28 protein-coding genes are annotated in these 25,030 nt (G+C 44.7%); 25 read left to right on the top strand and 3 right to left on the bottom strand.

Going from position 1 to position 25,030, the window contains the following annotated elements:
• Positions 1-2 precede the first annotated feature (2 nt).
• From aroB to MKY54_RS21135, 10 genes are all read left to right on the top strand, one after another.
• Positions 3-1,106, top strand: a complete 1,104-nt coding sequence (gene aroB / locus MKY54_RS21180; protein WP_076184012.1) for a 3-dehydroquinate synthase — start codon at positions 3-5, stop codon at positions 1,104-1,106.
• Complete coding sequence (aroH, locus tag MKY54_RS21175) at positions 1,100-1,474, top strand: chorismate mutase (protein WP_076127508.1); 375 nt, start codon at positions 1,100-1,102, stop codon at positions 1,472-1,474. The genes aroB and aroH overlap by 7 nt, the downstream gene beginning before the upstream one ends.
• A 432-nt stretch (positions 1,475-1,906) precedes the next feature.
• Positions 1,907-3,472: an anthranilate synthase component I gene (gene trpE / locus MKY54_RS21170; RefSeq protein WP_076127509.1), complete on the top strand. Its 1,566-nt coding sequence runs from the start codon at positions 1,907-1,909 to the stop codon at positions 3,470-3,472.
• A 40-nt stretch (positions 3,473-3,512) separates the two neighbouring features.
• The gene (gene trpD / locus MKY54_RS21165) at positions 3,513-4,553 is read left to right on the top strand and encodes an anthranilate phosphoribosyltransferase (protein WP_175617300.1); all 1,041 of its coding nucleotides are present in this window, start codon (positions 3,513-3,515) and stop codon (positions 4,551-4,553) included.
• The gene (gene trpC, locus MKY54_RS21160) at positions 4,543-5,373 is read left to right on the top strand and encodes an indole-3-glycerol phosphate synthase TrpC (protein WP_339187832.1); all 831 of its coding nucleotides are present in this window, start codon (positions 4,543-4,545) and stop codon (positions 5,371-5,373) included. The genes trpD and trpC overlap by 11 nt, the downstream gene beginning before the upstream one ends.
• The gene (locus tag MKY54_RS21155) at positions 5,366-6,043 is read left to right on the top strand and encodes a phosphoribosylanthranilate isomerase (RefSeq protein WP_076304034.1); all 678 of its coding nucleotides are present in this window, start codon (positions 5,366-5,368) and stop codon (positions 6,041-6,043) included. Before trpC ends, MKY54_RS21155 begins: the two co-directional genes overlap by 8 nt.
• Positions 6,040-7,239 (top strand): tryptophan synthase subunit beta, encoded by a 1,200-nt coding sequence (trpB, locus tag MKY54_RS21150; RefSeq protein WP_076127515.1) that lies wholly within the window; start codon positions 6,040-6,042, stop codon positions 7,237-7,239. The genes MKY54_RS21155 and trpB overlap by 4 nt, the downstream gene beginning before the upstream one ends.
• Positions 7,236-8,060: a tryptophan synthase subunit alpha gene (gene trpA, locus MKY54_RS21145; RefSeq protein WP_076127517.1), complete on the top strand. Its 825-nt coding sequence runs from the start codon at positions 7,236-7,238 to the stop codon at positions 8,058-8,060. Before trpB ends, trpA begins: the two co-directional genes overlap by 4 nt.
• A 60-nt stretch (positions 8,061-8,120) precedes the next feature.
• Positions 8,121-9,218 (top strand): histidinol-phosphate transaminase, encoded by a 1,098-nt coding sequence (gene hisC / locus MKY54_RS21140; RefSeq protein ID WP_076127634.1) that lies wholly within the window; start codon positions 8,121-8,123, stop codon positions 9,216-9,218.
• A 46-nt stretch (positions 9,219-9,264) separates the two neighbouring features.
• Positions 9,265-10,359: a prephenate dehydrogenase gene (locus MKY54_RS21135; protein ID WP_036676253.1), complete on the top strand. Its 1,095-nt coding sequence runs from the start codon at positions 9,265-9,267 to the stop codon at positions 10,357-10,359.
• 476 nt (positions 10,360-10,835) lie between these two features.
• On the opposite strand, the gene MKY54_RS21130 is transcribed toward MKY54_RS21135, so the two are convergent.
• Both MKY54_RS21130 and MKY54_RS21125 read right to left on the bottom strand, forming a co-directional pair.
• Entirely contained in the window at positions 10,836-12,140 is a 1,305-nt protein-coding gene (locus tag MKY54_RS21130) for an MFS transporter (RefSeq protein WP_081383403.1), read from the bottom strand.
• A gap of 217 nt (positions 12,141-12,357) precedes the next feature.
• Positions 12,358-12,924, bottom strand: coding sequence for an XRE family transcriptional regulator (locus MKY54_RS21125; RefSeq protein ID WP_038572428.1), 567 nt, complete (start codon positions 12,922-12,924; stop codon positions 12,358-12,360).
• A 191-nt stretch (positions 12,925-13,115) separates the two neighbouring features.
• Between MKY54_RS21125 and MKY54_RS21120 the strand changes: the two genes are divergently transcribed.
• From MKY54_RS21120 to MKY54_RS21065, 12 genes are all read left to right on the top strand, one after another.
• Positions 13,116-13,292: a hypothetical protein gene (locus MKY54_RS21120; RefSeq protein ID WP_339187829.1), complete on the top strand. Its 177-nt coding sequence runs from the start codon at positions 13,116-13,118 to the stop codon at positions 13,290-13,292.
• 553 nt (positions 13,293-13,845) lie between these two features.
• On the top strand, positions 13,846-14,433 hold the full coding sequence (locus MKY54_RS21115; protein ID WP_036676255.1) for a sigma-70 family RNA polymerase sigma factor: 588 nt from the start codon (positions 13,846-13,848) through the stop codon (positions 14,431-14,433).
• Between the two features lie 152 nt (positions 14,434-14,585).
• Positions 14,586-15,032: a hypothetical protein gene (locus MKY54_RS21110; protein ID WP_051490909.1), complete on the top strand. Its 447-nt coding sequence runs from the start codon at positions 14,586-14,588 to the stop codon at positions 15,030-15,032.
• Positions 15,033-15,210: 178 nt separating this feature from the next.
• Entirely contained in the window at positions 15,211-15,798 is a 588-nt protein-coding gene (locus MKY54_RS21105) for a histidine phosphatase family protein (protein WP_076127520.1), read from the top strand.
• Positions 15,799-15,887: 89 nt separating this feature from the next.
• Positions 15,888-16,973 carry a hypothetical protein gene (locus MKY54_RS21100; protein ID WP_076127522.1) on the top strand — a complete coding sequence of 362 codons (1,086 nt, stop codon included), beginning with the start codon at positions 15,888-15,890 and terminating at the stop codon, positions 16,971-16,973.
• A 245-nt stretch (positions 16,974-17,218) separates the two neighbouring features.
• A complete protein-coding gene (locus tag MKY54_RS21095) occupies positions 17,219-17,398 on the top strand; it encodes an IDEAL domain-containing protein (protein ID WP_036676261.1) in 180 nt (59 codons plus the stop codon).
• Between the two features lie 184 nt (positions 17,399-17,582).
• Positions 17,583-18,002 carry a DUF2487 family protein gene (locus tag MKY54_RS21090; RefSeq protein WP_076127523.1) on the top strand — a complete coding sequence of 140 codons (420 nt, stop codon included), beginning with the start codon at positions 17,583-17,585 and terminating at the stop codon, positions 18,000-18,002.
• Between the two features lie 239 nt (positions 18,003-18,241).
• Entirely contained in the window at positions 18,242-18,796 is a 555-nt protein-coding gene (locus tag MKY54_RS21085) for a ubiquinol-cytochrome c reductase iron-sulfur subunit (RefSeq protein WP_076127525.1), read from the top strand.
• A 5-nt stretch (positions 18,797-18,801) separates the two neighbouring features.
• On the top strand, positions 18,802-19,473 hold the full coding sequence (locus MKY54_RS21080; RefSeq protein WP_036676266.1) for a cytochrome b6: 672 nt from the start codon (positions 18,802-18,804) through the stop codon (positions 19,471-19,473).
• A gap of 26 nt (positions 19,474-19,499) precedes the next feature.
• Entirely contained in the window at positions 19,500-20,372 is an 873-nt protein-coding gene (locus MKY54_RS21075) for a menaquinol-cytochrome c reductase cytochrome b/c subunit (protein WP_076127526.1), read from the top strand.
• Between the two features lie 91 nt (positions 20,373-20,463).
• On the top strand, positions 20,464-21,111 hold the full coding sequence (locus MKY54_RS21070; protein ID WP_051490910.1) for a DUF1405 domain-containing protein: 648 nt from the start codon (positions 20,464-20,466) through the stop codon (positions 21,109-21,111).
• 155 nt (positions 21,112-21,266) lie between these two features.
• Positions 21,267-22,169, top strand: a complete 903-nt coding sequence (locus tag MKY54_RS21065) for a sporulation protein YpjB (RefSeq protein WP_339187826.1) — start codon at positions 21,267-21,269, stop codon at positions 22,167-22,169.
• Positions 22,170-22,229: 60 nt separating this feature from the next.
• On the opposite strand, the gene MKY54_RS21060 is transcribed toward MKY54_RS21065, so the two are convergent.
• On the bottom strand, positions 22,230-23,099 hold the full coding sequence (locus MKY54_RS21060) for a YitT family protein (protein WP_076127532.1): 870 nt from the start codon (positions 23,097-23,099) through the stop codon (positions 22,230-22,232).
• 167 nt (positions 23,100-23,266) lie between these two features.
• On the opposite strand from MKY54_RS21060, the gene MKY54_RS21055 reads away from it, so the two are divergent.
• Genes MKY54_RS21055 through dapB form a run of 3 tightly spaced genes read left to right on the top strand, consistent with a single transcriptional unit; the run spans position 23,267 to position 25,015 of the window.
• Complete coding sequence (locus MKY54_RS21055) at positions 23,267-23,596, top strand: nucleotide pyrophosphohydrolase (protein ID WP_036676271.1); 330 nt, start codon at positions 23,267-23,269, stop codon at positions 23,594-23,596.
• A gap of 59 nt (positions 23,597-23,655) precedes the next feature.
• Positions 23,656-24,177: a tetratricopeptide repeat protein gene (locus MKY54_RS21050; protein WP_036676272.1), complete on the top strand. Its 522-nt coding sequence runs from the start codon at positions 23,656-23,658 to the stop codon at positions 24,175-24,177.
• 34 nt (positions 24,178-24,211) lie between these two features.
• Positions 24,212-25,015 carry a 4-hydroxy-tetrahydrodipicolinate reductase gene (gene dapB, locus MKY54_RS21045; RefSeq protein WP_036676273.1) on the top strand — a complete coding sequence of 268 codons (804 nt, stop codon included), beginning with the start codon at positions 24,212-24,214 and terminating at the stop codon, positions 25,013-25,015.
• Positions 25,016-25,030: the final 15 nt, after the last annotated feature.

Here is a 25,030-nt window from a genome sequence, read left to right as displayed (position 1 = left end):
TCATGCGTACAATCAATGTAGATTTGGGAGATCGTTCTTATCCAATCCACATCGGTAGTGGTCTGCTGCAGAACATTGCCCAGTACTGTGCTGAGGCTGGACTGTCCACTCGTAGCCCGCTACTGGTTGTGAGTGATAGTGAAGTAGCTCCACGGTATTTACCGGCGCTTGAAGAAGCTCTACGTCAGCAAGGTTATACCGTAGTAAGCCATATTATGCCGGCAGGGGAAGCATCCAAATCATTAACCGTGTATGAAGAGGTTATGACGACCGCGATTCAAGCGGGACTGGATCGCAACTCAGCGGTGTTGGCTTTAGGTGGCGGGGTTGTTGGTGATTTAGCTGGTTTTGTAGCAGCTACCTACATGCGAGGAATAGGATTTCTACAAATTCCAACGACGATTCTAGCCCATGACAGCAGCGTAGGCGGCAAAGTGGCTGTCAATCATCCACTAGCCAAAAATATGGTTGGTGCGTTCTATCAACCTTCGCTGGTGCTTTACGATTTGGATACCCTTCGCACGCTTCCGCCGCGCCAAGTCTCTTCTGGCTTAGCTGAAGTAGTGAAGCATGGTCTGATTATGGACAAAGAATTCGCATATTGGTGCCGTGAACATGCTGATGAGCTGCTTGCTCTGAATGCTGAAGCCCTGGGTTATGCCCTTGAGCGCGGTTGTGCGATCAAAGCTCATGTCGTGGCGAACGATGAACGTGAGCATGGACTTCGGGCGATCCTGAATTTAGGCCATACGATCGGCCATGCTATTGAAGCGGTTGGCGGATATGGTGTGTTTTTGCATGGTGAAGCGATTGCGATTGGTATGGCGGGTTCGGCGCTGCTGGCTGTAAAGCTTGGACGTGACCGATCCATTTATGAGGATACAGTATCTATGTTATCTGCCCTTTCACTGCCTATACAGCTTCCTTCTGAATATGATGAAGAGGAGCTAATGGAAGCGATGATGCATGATAAGAAATTCAAAGAAGGCAGAATGACTTTTATTGTGCCTGATGCCATAGGAGCCGTTAGTATTGTAAACGATGTACAGGAATCGCTTGTGCGAGAGGTTCTCGCAGAGCTTAAAAAGGAGGGAAAACCGTGGTAAATCGAGGGATTCGCGGAGCAACTACCGTGATTAATAACGAAGAAACAGAGATTTTGCGTGAAACCGTTGTGCTGCTGCGGGAGATCGTTGAACGCAATAATGTTATAGCTGAGGATATTAGCAATGTATGGATTACGATGACCAATGATCTGGATGCTACTTTTCCGGCAAGAGCCATACGTGAGATTGAGGGCTGGGAAATGGTGCCGCTTATGTGTTCTACGGAGATCCCGGTCAAAGGCAGCCTGCCGATGTGTATCCGGTTAATGGTGCAGTTTAATACGGATAAATCACAGCGTGAGATCCGCCATGTGTATCTGAATGAAGCTCAGAAGCTTCGTCCGGATTTGTCGCAGAGTAAGTCTTAAATTTGAGTTGTGGGTTGTCAATGACCCTTGTCATCATGTATAGTGTAATTAGCCGAGTATAGAAGAGTTTAGTTGAGTTGAGATGAGTATAGTTGAGCAGAGTGCAAGAAATTTTTGCGAATATAAGAAAGTATAAGCTTTGTTCTATACATTCTTATATTTCACGCATATACGCTTACCGTCCTTATAAGGACGCTGAAGACGTTTATGCCTGATTAGCAGTTTTTGTGTACGCAGAGTCTTTATTTTGATATGTACGGGAGTGATATTTCACATCTCTGATGTATCTTATTTAGAGATAAGTCTGTAGGCACAATATAACGATGCTGATCATTGCTCAAAAACATATACTTACTTACACAAACCCTCTACTTTGGTAGAGGGTTTTTCTGTGTTTCGGAAAGATTTATATAACTAAGGGGGCATCTAAAAATGACGAATCCGAGTGTTCAAGAGGTGGTAAAGCTGTCGCAGGATTATAATCTGATTCCTGTTGTGAAGCGGCTGCTGGCTGATATGGAAACACCTATCCGGTTATTCCAACGTTTTGCTGAACGTGACCGCGCGTTCTTACTAGAAAGTGTAGAGGGTGGCAAACAATGGGCCCGGTATTCGTTCATCGGCAGCGATCCCTTTTTAATGATATCGGGAAAAAAGGGTGCGATTAACGTAGAGATCGACGGTAAGAAAAAACAGCTGCATGGAAAGCCGATTGAGGAGCTTAAGGCGCTGCTTCGTTCATACCGTAGCCCTAAGCTGGATGAGATGCCGCCTTTTACTGGAGGAGCTATCGGATTTTTTGGATATGATCTGCTGCAATATTATGAGAAGCTGCCTGAGCATCCAGTAGATGATCTCCAAATGGATGATATCCGGTTTATGTTCTGTGATCGCATCATTGTTTTTGATCATGTGAAACAACAAATTCTCCTAGTTGGCAACCTGCATGTTAAAGACGGTGATACGGACTCAGATATCAAATCCAATTACGAAAGCTTAAGTCGTAAGCTTGAGGATATGGCCGAAGAGCTGCAGAAGGAAGGGCCTAAGGAAAATGTGAACCGCCGCAGTATTCCGCAGGATATTGAGCTGGGTGAGATTCATTCCAACCTTACTAAAGAACAATATATCAACAACGTAGAACAAGCGAAGGAATACATTCGGGCTGGCGATATTTTTCAAGTGGTGTTGTCGCAGCGCCTGCATATTGAAACGGAAGTTTCTCCACTGCATGTATACCGGATGCTCAGGACGCTTAACCCATCTCCATATATGTATTATTTGAAAATGGATGAAGAGATTATTGTTGGAACCTCACCGGAAGCGCTCGTAAAGGTAGATGGAAATCGTGTGGAGACACGGCCGATTGCCGGAACAAGACCAAGAGGTGAAAGTGAAGCTTCGGATCGTGCTTACGCCGCGGAGCTGCTGGAGGATGAAAAAGAACGTGCAGAGCATTTGATGCTAGTTGATCTAGGTCGTAATGATTTAGGAAGAGTGTCCAAATTCGGTTCTGTAAAATGTGATTCCTTTATGGAAATTGAAAGATACTCTCATGTCATGCATATGGTATCGAATGTGTCAGGCACGCTTAGCGAGGATAAAGATTTCTTTGATGCCTTTCTCTCCTGTCTGCCAGCTGGTACTGTCTCAGGAGCACCTAAGCTACGGGCAATGGAGATTATTGCTGAATTGGAGCGAGAAGCCCGTGGTGCTTATGCGGGGGCGATTGGATATTTGGGATTCTCGGGAAATATGGATTCATGTATCACCATCCGTACAATCATCTTCCGTAAGGGCAGAGCATATGTGCAGGCTGGGGCGGGTATCGTTTGGGACTCGGTTCCGGAGAAAGAGTATGAAGAGACGGTGAATAAAGCGAAGGGCATGCTAAAAGCTATTCGTATGGCAGAGGCTATGTTCCCACCCGAGATAAAAGAGAAACAAGTCATCAATCAAGATTACATGTACGCATATACCCCTGAACAGGTGGTTTGATTAATAAAAAAGATTACATTAAGGCTGGAGGATGAACATTATGGATGCAACAAAATTGATACAATCAGGAATCGCTGGACTAATCGAAGGCAAAAGTCTGACACGTGTAGAAGCACGGGATATAATGGGTGCAATCATGCTGGGAGAGGCTTCACAGGCGCAAATCGGATCACTGCTGACCGCTTTACGGATTAAGGGAGAGACCGTGGAGGAGATTACGGGGTTTGCGGAAGCCATGAGAGGTTTCGGCACACCTGTCCTTACTGAAAAAGCGCGTCTGCTAGATACATGTGGTACGGGCGGTTCCGGCATCCATAAGTTTAATATTTCTACCGCCTCAGCGATTATTTCATCAGCGGCTTCGGTACGAGTTGCCAAACATGGCAACCGCTCAGCTTCCGGTAGAGCAGGAAGTGCAGATGTACTTGAAGCTTTGGGCGTCAACATTCATCTGAATGCGGATCAGGCCCGGGAATGCTTGGATCGAATCGGCATTTGTTTTTTATTCGCGCAAATCTATCATCCTTCGATGCGGCATGCGGCGGCACCGCGTAAAGAGCTTGGAGTGCGGACGATTTTTAATATGCTTGGTCCGCTTACGAATCCCGCTGGTGCTGACCGTCAGCTGCTGGGGATTTATGATCGGAATAAGACAGAGACGGTGGCTAATGTACTGAAGGAGCTGGGGTCCAAGCGTGCGATGGTTGTTAGCAGCTTGGATGGTCTGGATGAAATCAGCATCTCGGCCCCTACATTAGTGTCTGAGCTAAAAGAGGGCATCGTAACCACGTATGAGGTAACGCCAGAGGCATTAGGTCTTAACAGACATCCACTGGAAGCTGTGCTGGGTGGAGATGCAGCTGAAAATGCGGCGATTATTACCTCGGTCCTTCAAGGGCAGATGAATCCTTATCGCGATATCGTTCTTGCTAACGCCGGAGCCTGTATATATGTTGCTGGTCTGGCAGATACCATGGCCGGAGGCGTAGAGAGAGCAAAAGATGTAGTGGATTCAGGCAAGGCACTATCCAAGCTTAATCAGCTTGTAGCTATGACGGAGGAACTTAATTATGTATCTTGATAAAATTGTCGCGACTAAGATTAAAGAGGTTGAACTGCTCAGTAAAAACTTTTCGCTGGCACAAGCAGAGCGTGATATTGCGCTTCTTCCGGCAACAAGAGGCTTTCGTAAGGCTCTGACCCAAGGGAAGAACAGAGATATGGGCTTGATCGCTGAGGTGAAGAAGGCTTCTCCTTCCAAAGGGTTGATCCGTGAGGATTTTGATCCTGTTTCCATTGCAAAAGGGTATGAAGCTGGAGGTGCAGATTGCTTATCTGTTCTGACGGACACAGAATATTTCCAGGGCAGCGCAGCTTATCTGCAGCAAGTGAAAGAAGCTGTAAATCTGCCGCTGCTTCGCAAAGATTTTATTATCGATGAGAAGCAGATCTACGAAGCACGTCTTCTCGGAGCGGATGCCGTGTTGTTAATCGTCGCTATTTTGACACCGGCACAACTGTCTCATTTTATAGATATAGCTTCAGGGCTTGGATTGGATATCTTGATTGAGGTGCATGACCGGAATGAACTGGCGGTTGTACTGAGCACAGAAAAGATAACCCAACCTAACGTCCTGCTAGGAATTAATAACCGTAATCTACGTACCTTTGAGACCTCTTTGGAGACAACAGCCGAGCTGGCAGCTCTTGTGCCGCAAGGTGTTCCAGTGATCAGCGAAAGTGGAATTTCCGGGTCAACAGACATCGGCTACCTAAGAACTACTGGTGCTCACGGAGTGCTCGTTGGGGAGTATCTAATGCGTCAAGCTAACGTAGAGGATGCGGTTAACGGTCTGCTCGGTGAGCTTCCTAATGGAAAGGACCGTGTCCGGCATGGCTGAGACATTAGTAAAAATCTGTGGACTTCAGGACGTTGAAGTGCTAAAATCTATGTTACACTTACCACTAGATTATATCGGATTTGTTTTTGCACCTAGCCGCCGGAAGGTATCCATAGAGCGTGCTGCCGAACTGATTGCAGAGCTTCCAAATTGGAAGACTGGTGAAATTCCTAAGGCTGCCGGGGTTTTTGTTAATCCGGAGCTGGATGAGTTGAACGAATTGCTGTCTGTGGTGCATTTAGATGTAATTCAGCTTCATGGACAGGAGAGTCCAGCTTTTTGCCAGCAGGTTCGCCGAGCTTATCCACAGGTTCAGGTATGGAAGGCACTATCCGTTGCGGATCAAGAGCGGGATAAAGCTGAAAATGAATATAGCTTGGAAGATTACGCAGCTGCAGTAGATGCGGTTTTATTAGATACTTATGATCCATTGCAGAGTGGCGGCTCCGGCCGAACGTTCGCTTGGAATAAATTACCTGCTTACCAAGAAATTGCAGTACAACATGACTTGCCCTTGTTTGTGGCTGGAGGGCTTCATACAGATAATGTTGGTGAATTGCTTGATACCTATGCCCCTTATGGGGTAGACGTGTCGAGTGGAGTAGAGACTGACGGCATTAAGGATATTCAAAAAATGACAGCTTTTGTGGAAAGGGTGAAGCAATCATGATACAAGTACCGGACCAGCATGGACGTTTCGGTTCATTCGGAGGCCGCTTCGTGCCCGAGACTTTGATGAATGCATTGATTGAGTTGGAGGAGGCTTACCGTAAGTTTTCGGCAGATCCAGCTTTTCAGGAAGAAATAGATTATCTATTAAAGCAGTATTCCGGACGGGAGACCCCGCTGTATTATGCGGAGCGTCTGAGCAAACATCTGGGAGAAGCTAAAATATATCTGAAGCGTGAAGATTTGAATCATACAGGTGCCCATAAGATTAACAATGCGATTGGTCAAGGGATTCTGGCCAAAATGATGGGAAAAACGAAAGTAATCGCTGAGACGGGTGCGGGTCAACATGGTGTAGCCACAGCTACAGTTGCAGCTTTGCTAGGAATGGAATGTAAGGTGTTTATGGGGGAAGAGGATACACGTCGCCAGGCCCTTAACGTATTCCGGATGAAGCTGCTTGGTGCAGAAGTGATTCCCGTTACTTCCGGATCGCGTACTTTAAAAGATGCCGGCAACGAAGCGCTTCGCTACTGGGTTAGCAATGTAGATGATACCTTCTATATATTGGGTTCAGCTGTAGGACCACATCCTTATCCGATGATGGTTCGTAACTTTCAGCGGGTTATTGGGGATGAAACACGGCGCCAGATTCTGGAGGCTGAAGGAAGGCTGCCGGATGTGCTCGTAGCTGCTGTAGGCGGTGGCAGTAATGCCATCGGTATGTTCTATCCATTTGTTGAGGATGAAAATGTCGGTATGATTGGTGTAGAGGCGGCTGGTAAAGGCATTGATACCCCTTTTCATGCGGCAACAATGAGTAAAGGAACTCATGGCGTATTCCAGGGATCGATGAGTTATCTCCTGCAGGATGAGCATGGACAAGTAACAGAAGCACATTCCATCTCCGCAGGCCTGGATTATCCTGGTGTGGGTCCTGAACACTCCTATCTAAAAGATATCGAACGCGCAAAATATGTCCCGATTACAGATGCAGAGGCGCTAGATGCACTGAAGCTGCTATGCGTAACGGAAGGCATTATTCCAGCGTTAGAATCGGCGCATGCGATAGCACATGTTGTAAAAATGGGTCCAACCCTTACTAAGGATGATATTGTTGTCATCTGCCTGTCAGGCCGGGGAGACAAAGACGTAGAATCCATTATGGCGTATACAGAAGGGAAGGGAACTGAATGACAACCCAAACTACAAACCGGATGGATTTGGTATTCCGGAAGCTTAAAGCTGAGAACCGGACCGCATTGATTCCTTTTCTGACTGTTGGAGATCCAGATTTGGAGACTACTCTTGCCATCATCACTGAACTGGAGACAGCAGGGGCAGATATTCTGGAGCTAGGAGTACCATACTCTGATCCGCTTGCAGACGGCCCTGTAATTCAGCGAGCATCTGCCCGGGCACTGCGGGGTGAAGTTCACCTGCGCACTTGCATGGAGACCGCGTTAAAGGCTCGTGAAGCCGGCAGCAGTTTGCCATTTATCTTGTTTTCTTATTACAATCCTATCCTGCAAATGGGTCTAGATACGTTTTTTGCTGATCTGAACAAGCATGAAATTAGCGGACTTATTATCCCGGATCTTCCCGTTGAGGAATCAGCGGAGATGCGGCGCCGTAGTGATGAAGTTGGAGTCAACCTCATTCCTTTAGTTGCACCCACCTCAAGCGAACGTATTGCAAAGATTGTATCCGGTGCGAGCGGGTTTATCTATTGTGTCTCTTCATTAGGGGTGACTGGAGAAAGATCCTCTTTCCATGCGGATGTAGAAGCCTTTATTGATTCCGTTCGTCAAGCTACGGATCTGCCAGTGGCTGTAGGATTTGGGATCTCTACTGGCGAACAGGTTGCCCGTTTTGCTCAGATTTGCGATGGTGTTGTAGTAGGGAGTGCCATTGTCCGCAAAATAGAAGAGGTAATTCCGTTGCTCGATCATCCTGCTACGCGGAATGAGGGACTGTTGCAAATTCGAGAATTTGTGGCACAATTAAAAAGACCATAACAGTGTCATTCTGACCTGTGTATAGTGGAGTAATCAACTATGGAGAGCGAGGACTATTGTATGAATCCAAAACCGAATATAGTTAATCTCCCTGTCTACAAACCAGGGAAACCTATAGACGAAGTCAAGAAGGAGCTTGGCTTAAGTGAGGTTATTAAGCTTGCATCCAATGAGAACCCGTATGGAGCTTCACCGAGTGCAAAAGAAGCAATTCTAGCAGAACTTGAGAATCTTTATCTTTATCCGGACGGCTCAGCCGTTGAATTGACTTCAGCACTTTCCAGCCGTCTTGGCGTGAATAACGACAATATTATTTTTGGCTGTGGCTCAGATGAGATTATTGCACTTATTGCTCGTGCCTTTTTCTTACCGGGTGATGAGACAATCATGGCGGACCAAACCTTCTCCGTGTATAAGAGTAACGCAGACATCGAAAGTGCGGTATCTATTGAGGTGCCACTTGTAAAAGGTACACATGATCTGGATGGGATGCTGGCCCGTATAACGGACCGCACTAAGGTTATCTGGATCTGTAATCCGAATAACCCAACAGGTACGATTGTTCCAGAGGAAGCTTTGGTTTCTTTCCTGGATGCTGTGCCTTCCAATGTAATGGTTGTCCTTGATGAGGCATACTGTGAGTATGTAACAGATCTTTCATACTCCAATGGTATCCAGTTACTGACTCGTTACAAGAATCTGGTTGTGCTTCGCACATTCTCCAAAATTTATGGCTTAGCTGCATTGCGTATTGGATACGGTGTTGCGAGTCCTGAGATCATTTCGTTGATCAACAAGGTACGTGAGCCTTTTAATACCTCACGACTTGCTCAAGCTGCAGCTCTTGCTGCTTTGAATGATCAAGATTACGTACAGGAATGCCGTCGTCTTAATAGCGCGGGTATTGTCCAATTGCAAGGTGAATTCAAACGTCTGGGTCTAGAATCCTTCCCGGCACACGGGAACTTCATCATGGTAGATGTTCGTAAGCCTGCTACAGAGGTCTTTGATGCTTTGATGCGTAAAGGAATCATCGTAAGAGCGGGTCATCAGGTTTATCCGACTTATATTCGGGTTACTGTAGGCTCGGCTGAGCAGAATACAGCTTTTATCACCGCGCTGGAACAAACTCTTATAGAGAGTGGAGTACGCGCTTAGTAATAACAGCAAGTCAAGACTAAAGAAGGCAGGTAGTTCAAAGAACATGACGACAAAAATAGCAATATTCGGTGTCGGTCTGATCGGAGGCTCACTGGCCCTTTGCTTTAAAGGCAAGGAGGGCCTGACCGTCGTTGGCCATGCCCACCGTCCTGAATCCGCGAGTAAGTATATTAGCAGAGGTGTGGTCGATAGTGCCACATTGTCTGTGGAGGAAGCGGCAATCGATGCCGATTTCATTTTTTTATGTGTGCCGGTGGGTATGCTAGAGGATTATTTGCAGCAGTTAAGCAAATTGCCGCTCAAGCCCGGCTGCATCATTACAGATGTTGGAAGTACGAAAGCTAGTATTGCCGCATGCGCGGTCTCTTTGGATATTCCTGGAGTACATTTTATCGGCGGTCACCCTATGGCAGGATCAGAGCGTTCAGGTGTTGAGGCAGCTTCATCGCTGTTGTTTGAGAATGCCTATTACGTATTAACGCCTCCACCGGGAGTGCCAGACGAGGCTTATCATGCGTTGGAGTCCTTACTCCACCTTACTAGAGCGCAGATTGTACGCCTTAATCCAGAACGTCATGATGAGATTGTAGGCGCCATTAGTCATTTGCCACATATTATTGCCGTTGCGCTGGTAAATCAGATTAAAGCTTATGATGATACTGACTCCTTGTATAGTACGTTAGCTGCAGGGGGCTTTCGGGATATTACACGGATTGCGTCCAGTGATCCAATTATTTGGCGTGATATCTTGTTAAACAATCGTTCAGTGATGCTTCGTTTATTGAAGGATTGGAACGAGGAAGTTTCTTCTTTTGTTCGTTTGCTGGAAAGTGAAGATGGTGTAGGGATTGAAGAGGCATTTCATGAAGCCAATGGCTTCCGTAGTCAATTGCCTGAACGGCGTAAAGGTATGATAGCACCTTTATTTGACCTACATATTGATGTACCGGATCATCCGGGGATTATCGGTCGTATTGCTACAGAGCTGGGGGATCAAGGAATTAACCTTAGCAACGTACAAATTATCGAAAGCCGTGAAGATGTTCCGGGGATTATGCGTCTCTCTTTCCGTCAGGAGAACGATATGGAGCGGGCGAAGATCCTGTTGCAGCATCATGATTATACGGTATACGTGTAGTATTAAGGTTAGTTCGGGTTCATTTTTAAATCATAAAAAACAGTAAAATAGCGATTCTCATGTGAATAGAGAATCGCTATTTTTTTGTTTTTTGGGTTATTGGTTGCTTATTTCAACATGCCGTCAGTATCGTCATCGGCATCGGTACCACCATAAGTACCAGTATAAGTACCAGTATAAGTACCAGTATAAGTACCACCTAGTACTTACGGACCCTAATGACGTTATTTGCTCGTTTTTTGCCTTTGAAGCAGTCTTTCGGACTCCACAGACGCTATTTCACATAAAGAGGCTTATATTGGGTGTTTTTCGTGCCAATAGCTACTATGCGGTCCGTTAGCATCCCAAATGTGGATTAATGCTGCGTTTAAGGTCAACTGTGTCCGATAGCGTCTTCGTACAAGCTAAATGTTTTTTGATCAACGAAGCAAAGAAAGGAGTGCCGCAAAATGCTTCCGGATTAATACCCGAAGACTCTAATTTAGGTTTGGTTTGTTGCAACTGTTCCCCAACTCGCTTTCTTCATTTCGATCAGTATTTCTTCCAAGAAATTCTCTGGTACTTGAGTTTGTTTCTTCGTAACTAGCTTGGCTACCTACAAAACGATTTCTTGCTGCTCCTAGACCGACAATAAAGAGTAAGACCGAAGCTCCAAGCAGTATGAAAAGTGGCACGTTCCAACTATTTGTCGTGTCATGCAAATATCCTATAAGGGCAGGACCAATTGCGGCAAGCAGATATCCGATCGATTGCGCCATACCAGACAGTTCCGCTGCTTGATGCGCATTTTTAGTACGTAAACCGAAAAACATCATGGACAAGCTAAAGGCACAGCCTCCACCAATTCCGAGTATGATGATCCACAACAGAATGATGTTGGAGCTTCCGTAAAGCAGTCCGAGCGTTCCCGTCAAAAGCAAAATGGTTGTAATGAACACTAACGAACGTTGATTTGACATTCGCCCTGCAATAACGGGGACAATAAAGGTAAATGGAAGCAGTGCTAACTGCATTATTGAGAGGTACCATCCTGATTGGCTTGAGTCAATGCCTTGCTGTTTTAAAATTTCAGGCAACCATGCGATCAGCACATAGAAAATCATAGACTGCATCCCCATAAACAAGGTTACTTGCCAGGCAAGAGGGGAACGCCAAACATTCACATCATTGCCGGTCATCTGTTGACTCGTCGAGGCTGTTTGCTTCGTACGCTTCCTTAATTGAGGCAACCAGCAGAGGATCGATACAAAGCTTAGGATCCCCCAAATTCCCAATGCACCCTGCCATTTTAAACCTGCGTTTGCAGCTAGCGGTACACTGATTCCCGAGGCGATCGCTCCAGATAAACTCATTGAAATTGCAAATACACCAGTCATGGCACCGATTTTATTAGGGAAATCACGTTTGATTAAACTTGGCATTAATACATTACAAACGGCAATTGCAAATCCAAGAATTGCAGTTCCAATATACAGATTTGCAGCCCCAGATAAAGAACGTATTACAATTCCAACAGTCAAAAAGATCAGGGCAAACAAAATTAAAAGTTCAACTCCATACCTACGTCCTAGTTTTGGTACTAGAGGCGATAATAAAGCAAAGGTAAGTAAAGGTACCGTTGTGATCAAGCCTGCTAAAGTATTGGAAATATGAACGTCATCCCTTATGAGACCCACTAAAGGACCGACCGAGGTTAAGGGAGCACGTAAATTTGCGGCAATAATAATAATGCCGAGTAGTAGCAGCCCTAAAGATGATGGTACGAATTTTTTATTCGGCATTCTTCATTTTCCCTCCCAGAATTAATGCGTACTAATATCCGCGCGGACAATGAAAGTATAGTATAGTATATTAAATTTAACAATAAGTATTTTAAAGTTTACTTTATTGAGATGGTTCTATAACTTGAAATGCTTATAATAGATAAAAAAATACAACTCAGAGTTTCCATTTAGAATGGAATACTGAGTTGCATGTAATAGGTGAAATTTTCGACTTTTAGAAACCATATTTTAAGGAGATATGGAGCACTGTTTCGCTATTCGTATGATTGGTATAAGAGTGAGGGCGATCTGCACGAAAACTGATCGTATCATATTGATTTAATGTGTACATTTCTCCATCGACTCGTATTTCAATGGAACCAGTCATTACTGTCGCAATTTCAGTTGTATTCACATGATGACCTTCAGGGTGATACGAACTATTTGGCTGTAAGTAAGCCCGACACATTTCAATATCGTTGCTTACATTTTTAAAGACGGGTTCTATGATCCAATTCTTTTGATCATTAGAAAACCGGAGACCTTCGCCTGCTCGATACAAACTAACAGGGTCTTCAGATTTGAACAAAGCTAATAGGGGCAAAGATATGCCTTTTGAAATTTTCCATATTATCGCCAAAGTTGGGTTTGTCTCGCCACGTTCGATATTCCCCAGAGTAAGTTTACTTACGCCCGTTAATTCCGCTAAGTCGTCTAAGCTCATGTTTTTTTCTTTTCTGTACTTTTTCAAGGCACCGCCGATTTGTAGTACCAGTTGTTTTGATTCATCGATTTCATCCATTTCAAATTCACCTCAACAAATAACTTTATAGCTAGTATATTGTTTATCCTGACTCTTTTCCATACGATTAGGATTAGAGGGTGGATTACACACGCAGCTAAACAAAATCTGACGTCTATGTAACGACCCGTAGGTTTATCACCGTCCCCGGTTTAATCCTTTATTTTTGCAAAAGGAGGGATACCAATGGGGTGAGCGCAGAGGAGTCTATATTTGTAGGTGATCATCCAATGAATGACGTACAAGCGAGCCGTAACGCAGGGCTGCAAGCCATTGGGAAACGTAATGAGCAGATATCTCTTCAAGTGGACGTAGACGGGGTAATAGATGATTGTGGGGATTTGTGGAAGCTAATTCGCTCGCTATAGTAAAAATAATCTAATATAGATCATCTAAAAAAAGGTAGAGCGCTTTCAGGACAAAAAAAGACCGCTTACAAAGTAAGCGGCTACAGTTCACAATAAATTGGAACCGTTAAGTATTGGATAGGAGTGGAGAGAAACCATACTGTACTTTTATTATATGTATACGTTTACATTTTGTCAACAGTTTTTAAAAATTGATAAATGTGTTATTTTTAAAGCCGGATTCTAAGTCAGAAATCCAATGTCGGGTCTTGCTGGCGAGTCGACCTATCTAAAGTCTATTAATGTCATCCTATGAGAATATGTGGTACAATAGAGCAGGTATGTTTCTAGATTCGTTTCTATATTTATGTAAAATTAGAAGTATGCCTTATTTCTTTTTGTCTTCTTCATATACATCATGCCTTAATTATCGGGTAGTTGAATATACATAGGTGTATTTCATAAAAAAACTAAAAATTTGCAGTAACACCGCAACTTTTAAAGCCCAAACCGGTATAATAAGTACGGACCGGATGGGAAAAGACGTGCAAGGGCGAGGAGGGCCAATCTCACCATGACGGATTCCCAGTTGATCCAGCAAATCAAACAAGGAAACACGGAATTATATTCAGAATTAATGCGTCGTTATCAACGTAAAATACTAGCATTTGTATATCATATGCTTAGAAATTCACATATGGAGCTTATCGCAGAGGACCTTTGTTCGGAGACCTTCTACAAGGCATTTCGTAGCTTGCATTCCTTTCGAGAGGTAGATGCTTCATTCTCAACATGGCTGTACACTATCGCCCGCAACACTGTTCTAAGTGAGCTTCGCAAGAACCGTGCCGGTAATGTATCTCTGGAAGAGAGTGGATATACACCAGTAGCACCGTTTGAAGTTGCACCCGAGCAGGCTGCATTGCGCAATGAACGGATGAATTTGGTCCGTGAGGCGATAAATAATCTTCCCGAAAAACAACGCTCTGCACTTATCCTACGTGAATATGATCAAATGGACTATCAAGAAATCGCAGAAATTTTAGATCAGAGTGTAAGCTCAGTGAAATCATTATTGTTTCGTGCCAGGAGTAGTGTGAAGCTTCAACTCGAATCCTATTTCAATGAGCCTGAAGTTGAAGAGCAGGTTGAGAGGGTGTAAGGCGAATGAATTGCAGGGAAGCGCAAGAATGTATTCCGCTCTTGTGGGACGCTCCCCCCACACATCCTAGGCGGATTTTACTTGAAAGACATATTGAAACTTGTCCTTACTGCGCTGCAGAATGGGCTCTATGGCAAGAGAGCAGCCTGCTTATGCAAGATTTGAGGGAAGAGATCAGTGAAGAGCGTGCTGAAGCCATAAATGTTAAGGTCATGGAGCGGATTTATTTAGAGAGTCCATGGTTGATGCCCGGTGACGGGAAATCTGCTGGGACCTCTGCTATTGTTCGTCATCGGCTTAGCTTATGGATCGCATGCTTTCTGGCAATATTTCTGTCCAGCGTTCTTTATTTTACGATGTTCAGAACTCCAGGTGATGCAGTTGTTGCTCAGAGTGGAATTGTGGAGACAGGTGTCGCTGGATCCTCGATGGAATGGCAATCAACGTATCCAATTTTGGGCTCTGAAGGTGGGATCATTGAACCCCTTGTAGTAAGTATGGGACCCACTCATCCTCAATACTGGATGATGTTATCAATGTTAGGTGTAGGCTTTGCAGTATTTTCATTAACTAGGCTGAATCGTTATCGCCGATCATAGAGGGTTATTAGACGTATGTCTTTGCTTCCGTTGTTTATAATATTCAGAACATTGAATGAGTCCCTTTACTTAATGTAATGAGGGGCTTTTTGCATTGTAAAACTCATAAAAAGAAGACTTTTTATTTCATCCATGTTACATTAAGAGACAAATACTTTGCTGAAAAGGGGGAGGCAACATGCTAATCGGCTTGATACGCCATGGATTGACGGACTGGAACGCGATAGGGAAAATACAGGGACAAAGTGATATTCCACTTAATGATGAAGGACGGATGCAAGCTGCAATGCTTGCTGACCGCTTATTACAGGAACCGTACAGCTGGGACTGCTGCGTTACTAGTAATCTTTCCCGCGCTGCTGAGACCGGTAAGATTATTGCTGACAAGTTAGGGATTCCGCTATTAGAACCTGATCAGCGTATCCGGGAACGTGCTTATGGGCAGGTAGAAGGGCTTACTGCCGCAGAACGTGAAGAGAAGTGGGGGAAGGAATGGAGCCAGCTCTCCCTCGGTCAAGAAACCGACGAACAGCTTCAGGCTCGGGCTCTTGCTTTTATGGAAGATATTTCTGCATTGCATCCCAATCGGAATATACTCGTCATATCCCATGGAGGATTTCTTGCTCAGCTGTATACTGCTCTTTACAAGGATAAGTATTCTGAACGAATTGGCAATCTATCCTTGACGATTCTGGAGAAGAAAGAGCGGGAATGGAACCCTATTTTATATAATTGTACTCGCCATATCCTGCAAAATCAGCATTAACCCGGGCTTCGGGTTATTTTTTTTGCAATAAAGGGAATAAAATAGGCAGTATTCCCCATAATGGTAGTAAAACGGTGAGGCGATAAAACATGAATCTGGCGGATATGCTTACTTATGCAGATATTGGACAGCTGACCGCCATAGCGGGCCGCTACCGGTGTGAATGCAAACAGAATTCCAAACACGACTTGATCCAAAGTATTTTGATTATGCTTGGAAGCAGAAGTTTTATGGAGTCTCATATCCGGGAATGCACTCCGGAGGATTTAAGGTTTTTGAATACATTGCTTTTTGATGAACGCACCTACTTTAGTCTTGAGGATTTGTTGGCTGTGGCAAGGCAAGCGTCTTTTGATGCACCTGAAGGAAAAACTGGAGGTTTCCGGGAGATGGTCTCTCGCTTCAAGAGTGGAGGCTGGCTCTTTAGTGGTTCCTCACAGCAGACCAGATATTTGTACCAGGTACCCAAAGATTTAAAAGAGCGTTTTCGGGAGACGATGAGTGCGCATATCAAAGAGAGCATCGCAACTAGCCCTGAACCTGTGATGTATCGCAGTGAAGGAGAATTAATGATCAGTGATCTGGTAATGCTGCTGAGATATATTAAGGACAATGAGCCAGAACTGAATCAGGAAGGGGCAATGTATAGGCGTTATCAGCAAGGTGTGATGAACGCGCTTCATATTCCGGAGGAGCTTCTTAGCAAAGGCGGTTGGAGGTTTGGTTATGGGAGAGCTTGTGAGCATTATCCTCCAAGATTTGCGCTTTTGTATGACTATATTCGTCACCGCCGCTGGATCTCTGAGGAAGGCTTCCGGCTAAGGCTTACTGCGACCGGTGAGGCTGTGTTAAACGATGGAAAATGTGATTCGTTGATGCAGATATTCTCTTTTTGGTTAAGACTATATAAAGGGGCTGTGCCAAATCTACCTTCACTTGTGTATTGGATAAGCATCAGCGCCGGTAATTGGGTGACAGTACCTTCTTTAGTGGATGGTGTGGGGTGGCTAATTAAACCGTTTTATTATGACAGTGCTGCTTCTATTCTAGAGCAACGTATAATACGGATGATGGTGCACCTAGGGATGCTTAAATTGGGCGAGACTTCTGGTGGACTCGCTGTGATGATGACGCCATGGGGGATAGAGACAGCCGTGCCTAAGTATCTTCGGTAGAGGTGCGTGTGCGAAATGCTTATGGGGATTACATACGCAGATGTAGGAATCCGTTATTGTTGCTGATGGGTACAATAGAGGAAGTATTGAGCGGAATGGGCAAATATGTAGAACGAAGACAGGATTGATGAATATGCTTTAGTAGGTGCCGATTCTCTTGAAACCGAAAACATAATCATCTTGATGGATATCAAAATATCAAATAACAAGAAAAAAGGATCTCTTAAACAGCGGAGGTGTATCGAATGGACAAAATGAAGGCTACGTATGAAGTGATGCTAGGACTTGCGGCAGAAATGGTGTGGGATGAAGCGCTGCGAAAGCGTCGCTCCGACATCTTGCACCGTGAGATTGACACGGCGCTGGCTACCGGAGATGAGATGGCTTTCCGAAATCTTACTGAGGAACTTAAAAGTTTGGCATAAAGAAATGCGCTTAGCGCATTTCTTTTTTTGCTTATAATCTACTCAATTTGCTTAATCGAACGAAAATATAAAATCTAAATCTGGACGTTCCTCCTCCTCCTTCAATATAATGGGTTCTATAACTTCAGGAAGCTTTGCGAAAGAACGGAAAAATTAACAATTATACATAGGGAGATGAATGGGAATGAAATTCAGCGATTTTGAAGTGGACACTTGGGAAGAAAATCAAAAATTCTATGATACATGTCTCATACCTTTTACAGGATTAAGTGGACTTGAGAGTCCTCCTGAGACCGTTCAGGCACTCGAAAGATTACGTAATTTCATGGATATGGTGGAAATACCGTTCAAAGGGCGGATCGTGACTTACCCAGCCATTCAGTACGCTGGAGAGGGCTATGTGAATTTAATTAATGAGATTTGCCAAAAAGTCAAATCCAGTGGTTTCCAGCATGTAGTGGTGTTGACAGCGGATGTACCTCTCCAAGAAAGCCAAATCTATGAAAGCGATTTAGTTCTCTCTCTGCCTATCATTGAGGCTTCTCAAGAAGGGAGGAATAACAGTGAAATTAGTATGAAAATTCAAGACATGTGGCGGGGATGAACTCCTTATAAATGTGACAGAAAATCAACAATTATAGGTTGAAACCGCTTTTTAGCCTGTCACAAATTAGACAATATTCTTGACGGGTTTTGGAGCCTAAGCTATTATTAGGTTGAATCCAAATGGTATGTGATGTATTTCATTGAAAAGATTTGAAAACGGATTATTTATATTGAGACATCTCTGATCGGACACCACAGATACTTTCTTATATCTTGAGAAGGGGGTTATATAACAGTATGAGCAGCCATAATGAACAACAGGAGACATGGCCTGAACAACCACCCAGCCGTAAAGAGATGTCGCGCAGGCAATTTTTGACCTACACGCTTGGTGGCGCCACTGCTTTTATGGGGGCGGGTACAATTCTCCCCATGGTCCGTTTTGTCGTGGATCCGATATTACATAAGAAGGGTGCTGGAGATTTTATCAAGGTTGCTGAGATAAGCAAAATCACCGAAGAGCCCCAGGAATTTACTTTTGAATTGAAACAGAAGGACGGATGGTACGACAGTACAGCGACACTCACTGCGTGGATCCGGAAAGACGCGAAGGGTGATATTTATGCGCTTTCACCGATTTGTAAACATTTGGGATGTACGGTCGGGTGGAACAACGATAAAGCTCATCCGGACGAATATCACTGCCCTTGCCATGGTGCACGTTATACAAAGCTTGGCAAAAATCTCGAAGTTGCTCCTAAGCCGCTTGACCAGTATAAAACGAAATTCGATAACGGGTGGGTGCTTTTGGGAGACATTGTGCCAAATACAGTAGCTCGTGAGGAGGCGTAGTTCTGATGTTTAAAAATGTCTATAACTGGATTGACGAACGTCTGGATGTTACGCCGATTTGGAGAGACGTGGCCGATCACGAGGTTCCTGAGCATGTTAATCCGGCCCATCATTTCTCTGCGTTCGTGTATTGCTTTGGCGGACTGACCTTTTTTATTACAGTCATACAGATTTTATCAGGTATGTTCTTAACGATGTATTATGTTCCGGACATTATTAATGCTTATGCTAGTGTTGAGTATTTGCAGACAAGTGTTGCATTTGGACAGATTGTCCGCGGGATGCATCACTGGGGCGCAAGTCTAGTAATTGTTATGATGTTCCTTCATACAATGCGCGTCTTCTTTACAGGCTCTTACAAAGCGCCGCGCGAGATGAACTGGGTAGTTGGAATGCTGATTTTCTTCGTAATGTTGGGACTTGGTTTAACAGGTTACTTGTTGCCTTGGGATAATAAAGCTTATTTCGCAACAAAGGTAACTCTTGAAATAGCCAATTCTGTTCCAGTGATGGGGCCGGTGCTGAAGGAACTGATGCAAGGTGGAACGATTGTTGGTGCCGAAACCTTAACTCGTTTTTTCGCATTACATGTATTCTTCCTCCCAGCGGTGCTTCTTAGTCTGCTCGTAGGACACTTTATTATGATCCGCAGACAAGGGATTTCCGGACCGTTGTAAGTTAATCTGAGAGAGGAGGAATACGGATGGCGCATGGAAACAATTCTAAGGAAAAGGTTGTATATGTCGGTGATTCCAGAGTTCGCAGAGGGAACGGATTTATCACACCTCCGGACTACACGGCTTACCCCGGCAAATCGGAAGCCTTTATCCCTAACTTTCTACTGAAGGAATGGATGGTCGGAGTCGTTGTACTTGTAGGAATATTAGTCCTTACTATTTCAGAGCCAGCTCCGCTAGGGTTTCCAGCAAATGCTAGTGCTACGGTTATCCCGATTCCTGACTGGTATTTCTTGTTCCTCTATCAGTATTTGAAGCTCCCATATGCTTCGGGCGATTATATCGTTCTGGGTACACTAGGAGTTACTGGTGTAGCTTTTGGTTCACTTCTGTTGGCTCCTTTTCTGGATACGGGTAGAGAGCGTCGCTTTTACCGTAGGCCGATTGCTTCATCTTTAATGTTCTTGTCACTTGCAGCAATTGTTTATTTGACCAATACAGCCTGGACTGAATACAAACATGAAATGGCTGAAACGGATCAGATTCCTGAAGATGTTCAAAGGGAAGAAAAGGCGGCGGAGAACAGGGCAAAGGGTCTTCCGACCTCCAGTGCCGTTAAGCCAAAAGAAGTAGCGATTGTGGACAAGGATGATCCTGCTATGGGGCTCTTCAAGCAAGCCACTTGTATCTCCTGTCACGCAGCGGATTTGAAAGGGGCGGGCGGACCTTCACTTCGTGGAGTTGGAGACACTCATGACAAAGAAGCAATCCTTACTATTATAAAAGAGGGTCAAGGGCAGATGCCGAAAATGTACGATACCGCCTTGGGAGCAGGTCTATCAGAAGCGGATATTGATACCTTGGCCGGCTGGCTTGCCAAACAAAAAAGCGAACAGTAAAATAATGATAACGCAACCTGATCGTGCATGCGGTCAGGTTTTTGTATGTCTAAATGCAAAGTGCCATTACTTGGGGAGGTTAATAATCTGTATGCCAGTTCATTGGTTTAACAAACTGTTTAAGAACCGGGGAATTATTTGGTTGTTATTTATCGTAAATTTCCTGGGTACAATTTATGGTTACATATGGTATGGCAATCAACTGGAGTTCACTGCGGCTAATTATCCACACTGGCTGCTTCCATTTGTTCCGGATAGTCCAACCGCAAGTTTGTTTTTTACCTTGGCTCTGTTGCTGATGCTCTTCCCTCCAAAAAGCTACACAGGAAACAATGTAAGGGAACTTATTGAGGCTTTGGCGGTCGTTACGTCAGTGAAGTACGGGATATGGGCAGTGAGTATTATTTTTGCCGGGGGTTATCACGGTGATGTTTTGGTTTGGAAAGATTGGATGCTGGTAATCTCCCATACGGGGATGGCAGTTGAAGCATTGATTTATGCAAGGTTTTTTTCTTTCCGCAAAATGATTCCATTAGCCCTGCTTTGGACACTCGCCAACGATATGCTGGATTATTCTTACGGAATCTATCCGTGGTTACCTTCTGTTTTGAACGATTATGTTATACAGGTACAGTACTTTACAATGGCGCTTACGCTGCTTAGTGTTGCAGCTGCTTGGTTGTTTAGTAGAAGACAAAGACCGGTAGAGTCAATCTATCAGTTCAAGAATAGACGTTAGTAAGCAGTTCTATCCCTTGTCCCCCTGCCATACATTTAGAATTATAAGAAGTATAAGTTTTATACTATGCTTTATCCTTATAATTTTACGAGAAACGAATATCGTCTTTAAAAGACGACAACGTCGTTTCTTCTTAAGTAGGAGGGGGATGTCTCATGCTCCGCGGGAGATATTATGTAGTGGTTGTTCTAGTATTCTGCTGGCTGCTGTCCAGTATGGATGTTGTAAAGGCTTCAGCAGCGCTAGGGGATGCTGGTGAAGGGTCTGGCAAAGCTTCGAAGCAAAGCGCCGACATTAGTTCGGGCAACGGTTTGGCAGTAATGAGCGGAAAGACTGGAGCGCAGCAGCTGGAACAAGCTGCTGAGGCATTGTATGGGTATGTTTTGGAAGGAGATGTAATGAAGGTCCGACAGGAGACCGAAGCGATCTCCAAGATCTTTGTGTCCTCATCCTTTGAAGGAATGACCTCTGTGGAGGGTATTAATGCATTGTCAGGGGTCATTATGGACCTGAAGGCTACCGTGGCAGGAGCGAAAATAAATCCACAGCAATGGGAAGCGGCAGCCGCCAAGCTACGTCTAGCTGCCAACAGTCTTAATCATCCGCGCCAGCCTATTTGGCTTCAGTACTACAAGCTGATTCGTGAGGATCTAAATGCGATGGAGCAAAGTGCGGTTGCGAATGATTTGGCGGGCTGGAAAACAGCTCTGGAAAGACTGCAGGGCAGGTATGATAACATCCGGCCGGCAGTGATTGTCTCCCGCCAGCCTGAAGTTGTGAATGCTTTTGATTCCTGGCTCTCATATGCGGCCGGCATTCCTTCGTCCTCACAAAAGGTTCAACGTGCCCGCCTGCTTGAAATTGTATCTTATGGTCAGGATGCGGTAAGAGTAATGTTCGGAAAAGAGAAGGATGAACCTGCTTTGTCCTTGCCGCTGGCATCGCAAGAATTTGGGATTTGGGGAGGGTTAGCCGCAAGCTTCATTATAGCTGCGTTAGCCTATGTAGCCTATCGCAAGTATCGTGGTCAGAATCAGAATTGGAAGCCGATTCCGTAGGATGAAATTATAAACAGCAAAAAGGAGTGTGGGCTTGAAATGGCCTACACTCCTTTTTATTTAGGTTTCTCGAAAGCCTTCTCCATGTACGTCGTGTACATCACTAATAATTACGAAGGCGCGTGGATCAACGGATTTGACCAGCAGACTTAGCCGGCGGATTTCTTGCCTTGAGACTACACAGTACACCATATATTTGGCTTGCTTGGAATAAGCACCAATGGCAGGGATGAGGGTTACACCACGGTCCATTTCGGCTGTAATCAGATCGGCAATTTGTGGTGCTTCATCACTGATAATTGTAAATGCCTTGGCAGCATAGGCGCCTTCTTGGATAAAATCTATAACTCGTGATGAGATAAAAACTGCGACGAGTGTGTAAAGTATTTTTTCTTTAGGAATGTAGAGGATGGAAGAGCCAATAATAATAATGTCGATGGCCAAAATAATCTGCCCCATGCTCCAACCAAAATTCCGTCCCAGAATTCTTGCGACAATATCTACACCACCTGTTGTACCCCCAAAACGGAATACAAGCCCAAGCCCCGTTCCAAGCGTTACTCCTGCATACAGTGCCGCAAGAATAAAGTCGTGTTCGGTACTGAAGGGGATAATCCATCCCGCAGTAATCATTCGTTCGAAAACCCACAGGAAAAAGGTCAATGCCCCAATCCCTACACCTGTATACACAATTTGCCGCCCGCCTAGAACTTTCCAGCCTAGCAGAAACAAAGGAAGATTGATCAGCAGTGTGGATAAAAAGATGGGAATACTAAAGGCATAATTAAGGAGAAGTGTGATCCCGGTTACGCCGCCTTCCATCAACTGATTAGGAATGATGAAATACAGTAGCCCGAAGGCATATACTGCGGCTCCGAGCAAGATGGGAGCGACTGTCTTGCTGATTGTAATTACCTTTTTTGAATTCATGAAATCCCTCGTTAGGCCTTTTGTAGGCAGTTTTTCTTTTCCTATAATAAGTATACCTTTTCTTGCGTGTGTTAAAATATTCAAAAAAGATTGTCTTCAAAACGTCTTTACGATAACATAGGGGCAAACAGAAGGCAAGATATACAGAGGGGGAGAAGTTACATTTTATGGACAAAAGTCTTGGTGACATACAGCGTGAAGTAGACGCTTATATATCGCAGTTTAAGGAAGGGTACTTCAGTCCACTCTCTATGCTGGCCCGCATGTCCGAGGAAGTCGGAGAACTGGCTAGAGAGGTCAATCATGAGTTCGGCGAGAAGCCTAAGAAGTCTGATGAAGCTGAGAATTCCATTGAACTTGAACTGGGAGATATTCTCTTTATTACCGTTTGTTTTGCAAATTCTCTCGGGATAGACCTGACGGAAGCGCATAATAAGGTAATGCATAAATTTAATACCCGTGATGCGGGACGTTGGACGCCGAAAGACACCGATTAGGCCTCTATAACATATGCTGTACCAAACGAACGGGATTTAGCCGTGAGGATGGTGTGTATATGGATCATAAGGATTATGTAAGAGAGGCCTACCGCTCGATATTGCGCAGTGACTTTGCCGAAGCTATTGTTTGCTTCGAGTCTGCAATTGCAGCAAGCCCTGCTGATGCCGAGGTTAGATATCGTTGTTCCATAACGTATGCCCGCAGTGGTATGCTAGATAAAGCTTTAGTTCATGCTCAGGCTGCTGTAAAGCTGGACACCAGCAAACCTGAGTATAGTCTGCATCTGCAGCATTTGCAGGCTATGATGCATGTACAAGAAGCCAAACGGTTGATAGAAGATGAAGATAACAAAACTCGCAACCCTTATCATCCGATTACACTGCTCAAAGAGGCTATTACCCTTGATCCATTATATGGGGATGCTTATGTATGGCTTGCTATCGCGCATAGCCGAGTGAATGAACATTTACAAGCTATGACTGCCTTAAAAGAAGTGATTTCGTTACATCCGGATGATTCTGGCTTGCGGGAATTGATGAGAGACCTTCAGAAATCCATACAATCGTATATGCAATAACTATATAACTAGTGAGAGCGAGGATGGAAAAAATATGAATAACAAAATCAGGGTCGTTGTATCCGGCGCAGGCGGAAGAATGGGTAAAGAGGTTGTTAAACTTGTATTGCAGGACGAAGAGCTGGAGTTAGCAGCAGCAGTAGATCGTTCTTCGGGCGATATTGATGCAGGGCGTCTGGTAGGTCTGGAAGACTCAGGCGTTATTGTAACTTCTGATCTTGAGGCCGCCCTCGCGGGAAGCAACGGAGATGTCCTTGTCGATTTCACTACACCGCAGTCAGCGTATACGAATACAGCGCTAGCTATTAAGTACGGAGTGCGTCCGGTTATCGGTACAACCGGATTCACACCGGAGCAGATGGTGGAACTGGACAAGCAGTGTCAAGAACAGGGGATTGGCGGACTTATTGCTCCGAATTTCTCCATTGGAGCTATTCTATTGATGAAATTTGCGGCACAAGCTTCAAAGTACTTCCCGCATCTGGAAATTATAGAGTATCATGGTGACCAGAAACTGGATGCTCCATCTGGAACTGCGGTCAAAACCGCAGAGATGATTTCGGAAGTTCGTGAGGAACTTCGTCAAGGTAATCCTAAAGAGGAAGAAACCATTGAAGGTGCCCGTGGTGGTTACTATAACGGATTCCGGATACATAGTGTCCGTCTTCCTGGTGTGTTTGCTCAAGAAGAAGTGATTTTTGGTGGATTCGGACAATCTTTGAAGATTCGCCATGATTCTTATGAGCGTGCAGGATATATGCCAGGCGTTAAGATGGGTATTGAAAAGGTAATGGGATATACAGGCTTGATCTATGGATTCGAGCACTTTATAGAATAGACAGGAGAGAACACC

The organism is Paenibacillus sp. FSL P2-0121 (assembly GCF_037975345.1).
Lineage (GTDB): Bacteria > Bacillota > Bacilli > Paenibacillales > Paenibacillaceae > Paenibacillus_AQ > Paenibacillus_AQ odorifer.
The sequence above is the reverse complement of the archived record's forward strand: the minus strand, read 5'-3'. Positions and strand labels throughout refer to the sequence as shown.

Bases quoted from the DNA above. Each gene is read 5' to 3' on its own strand.
- MKY54_RS21110 (WP_051490909.1), top strand. From the start codon at position 14,586: ATGCAAGATTTGAGGGAAGAGATCAGTGAAGAGCGTGCTGAAGCCATA.
- MKY54_RS21065 (WP_339187826.1), top strand. From the start codon at position 21,267: ATGCTCCGCGGGAGATATTATGTAGTGGTTGTTCTAGTATTCTGCTGG.
- MKY54_RS21125 (WP_038572428.1), bottom strand. From the start codon at position 12,924: ATGGATGAAATCGATGAATCAAAACAACTGGTACTACAAATCGGCGGT.
- trpE (WP_076127509.1), top strand. From the start codon at position 1,907: ATGACGAATCCGAGTGTTCAAGAGGTGGTAAAGCTGTCGCAGGATTAT.
- MKY54_RS21155 (WP_076304034.1), top strand. From the start codon at position 5,366: ATGGCTGAGACATTAGTAAAAATCTGTGGACTTCAGGACGTTGAAGTG.
- MKY54_RS21050 (WP_036676272.1), top strand. From the start codon at position 23,656: ATGGATCATAAGGATTATGTAAGAGAGGCCTACCGCTCGATATTGCGC.
- MKY54_RS21070 (WP_051490910.1), top strand. From the start codon at position 20,464: ATGCCAGTTCATTGGTTTAACAAACTGTTTAAGAACCGGGGAATTATT.
- MKY54_RS21085 (WP_076127525.1), top strand. From the start codon at position 18,242: ATGAGCAGCCATAATGAACAACAGGAGACATGGCCTGAACAACCACCC.
- MKY54_RS21115 (WP_036676255.1), top strand. From the start codon at position 13,846: ATGACGGATTCCCAGTTGATCCAGCAAATCAAACAAGGAAACACGGAA.
- MKY54_RS21095 (WP_036676261.1), top strand. From the start codon at position 17,219: ATGGACAAAATGAAGGCTACGTATGAAGTGATGCTAGGACTTGCGGCA.
- aroB (WP_076184012.1), top strand. From the start codon at position 3: ATGCGTACAATCAATGTAGATTTGGGAGATCGTTCTTATCCAATCCAC.
- MKY54_RS21105 (WP_076127520.1), top strand. From the start codon at position 15,211: ATGCTAATCGGCTTGATACGCCATGGATTGACGGACTGGAACGCGATA.
- hisC (WP_076127634.1), top strand. From the start codon at position 8,121: ATGAATCCAAAACCGAATATAGTTAATCTCCCTGTCTACAAACCAGGG.
- MKY54_RS21060 (WP_076127532.1), bottom strand. From the start codon at position 23,099: ATGAATTCAAAAAAGGTAATTACAATCAGCAAGACAGTCGCTCCCATC.
- trpC (WP_339187832.1), top strand. From the start codon at position 4,543: ATGTATCTTGATAAAATTGTCGCGACTAAGATTAAAGAGGTTGAACTG.
- MKY54_RS21075 (WP_076127526.1), top strand. From the start codon at position 19,500: ATGGCGCATGGAAACAATTCTAAGGAAAAGGTTGTATATGTCGGTGAT.
- MKY54_RS21080 (WP_036676266.1), top strand. From the start codon at position 18,802: ATGTTTAAAAATGTCTATAACTGGATTGACGAACGTCTGGATGTTACG.
- MKY54_RS21130 (WP_081383403.1), bottom strand. From the start codon at position 12,140: ATGCCGAATAAAAAATTCGTACCATCATCTTTAGGGCTGCTACTACTC.
- MKY54_RS21135 (WP_036676253.1), top strand. From the start codon at position 9,265: ATGACGACAAAAATAGCAATATTCGGTGTCGGTCTGATCGGAGGCTCA.
- trpD (WP_175617300.1), top strand. From the start codon at position 3,513: ATGGATGCAACAAAATTGATACAATCAGGAATCGCTGGACTAATCGAA.
- MKY54_RS21100 (WP_076127522.1), top strand. From the start codon at position 15,888: ATGAATCTGGCGGATATGCTTACTTATGCAGATATTGGACAGCTGACC.
- dapB (WP_036676273.1), top strand. From the start codon at position 24,212: ATGAATAACAAAATCAGGGTCGTTGTATCCGGCGCAGGCGGAAGAATG.
- trpB (WP_076127515.1), top strand. From the start codon at position 6,040: ATGATACAAGTACCGGACCAGCATGGACGTTTCGGTTCATTCGGAGGC.
- trpA (WP_076127517.1), top strand. From the start codon at position 7,236: ATGACAACCCAAACTACAAACCGGATGGATTTGGTATTCCGGAAGCTT.
- MKY54_RS21055 (WP_036676271.1), top strand. From the start codon at position 23,267: ATGGACAAAAGTCTTGGTGACATACAGCGTGAAGTAGACGCTTATATA.
- MKY54_RS21090 (WP_076127523.1), top strand. From the start codon at position 17,583: ATGAAATTCAGCGATTTTGAAGTGGACACTTGGGAAGAAAATCAAAAA.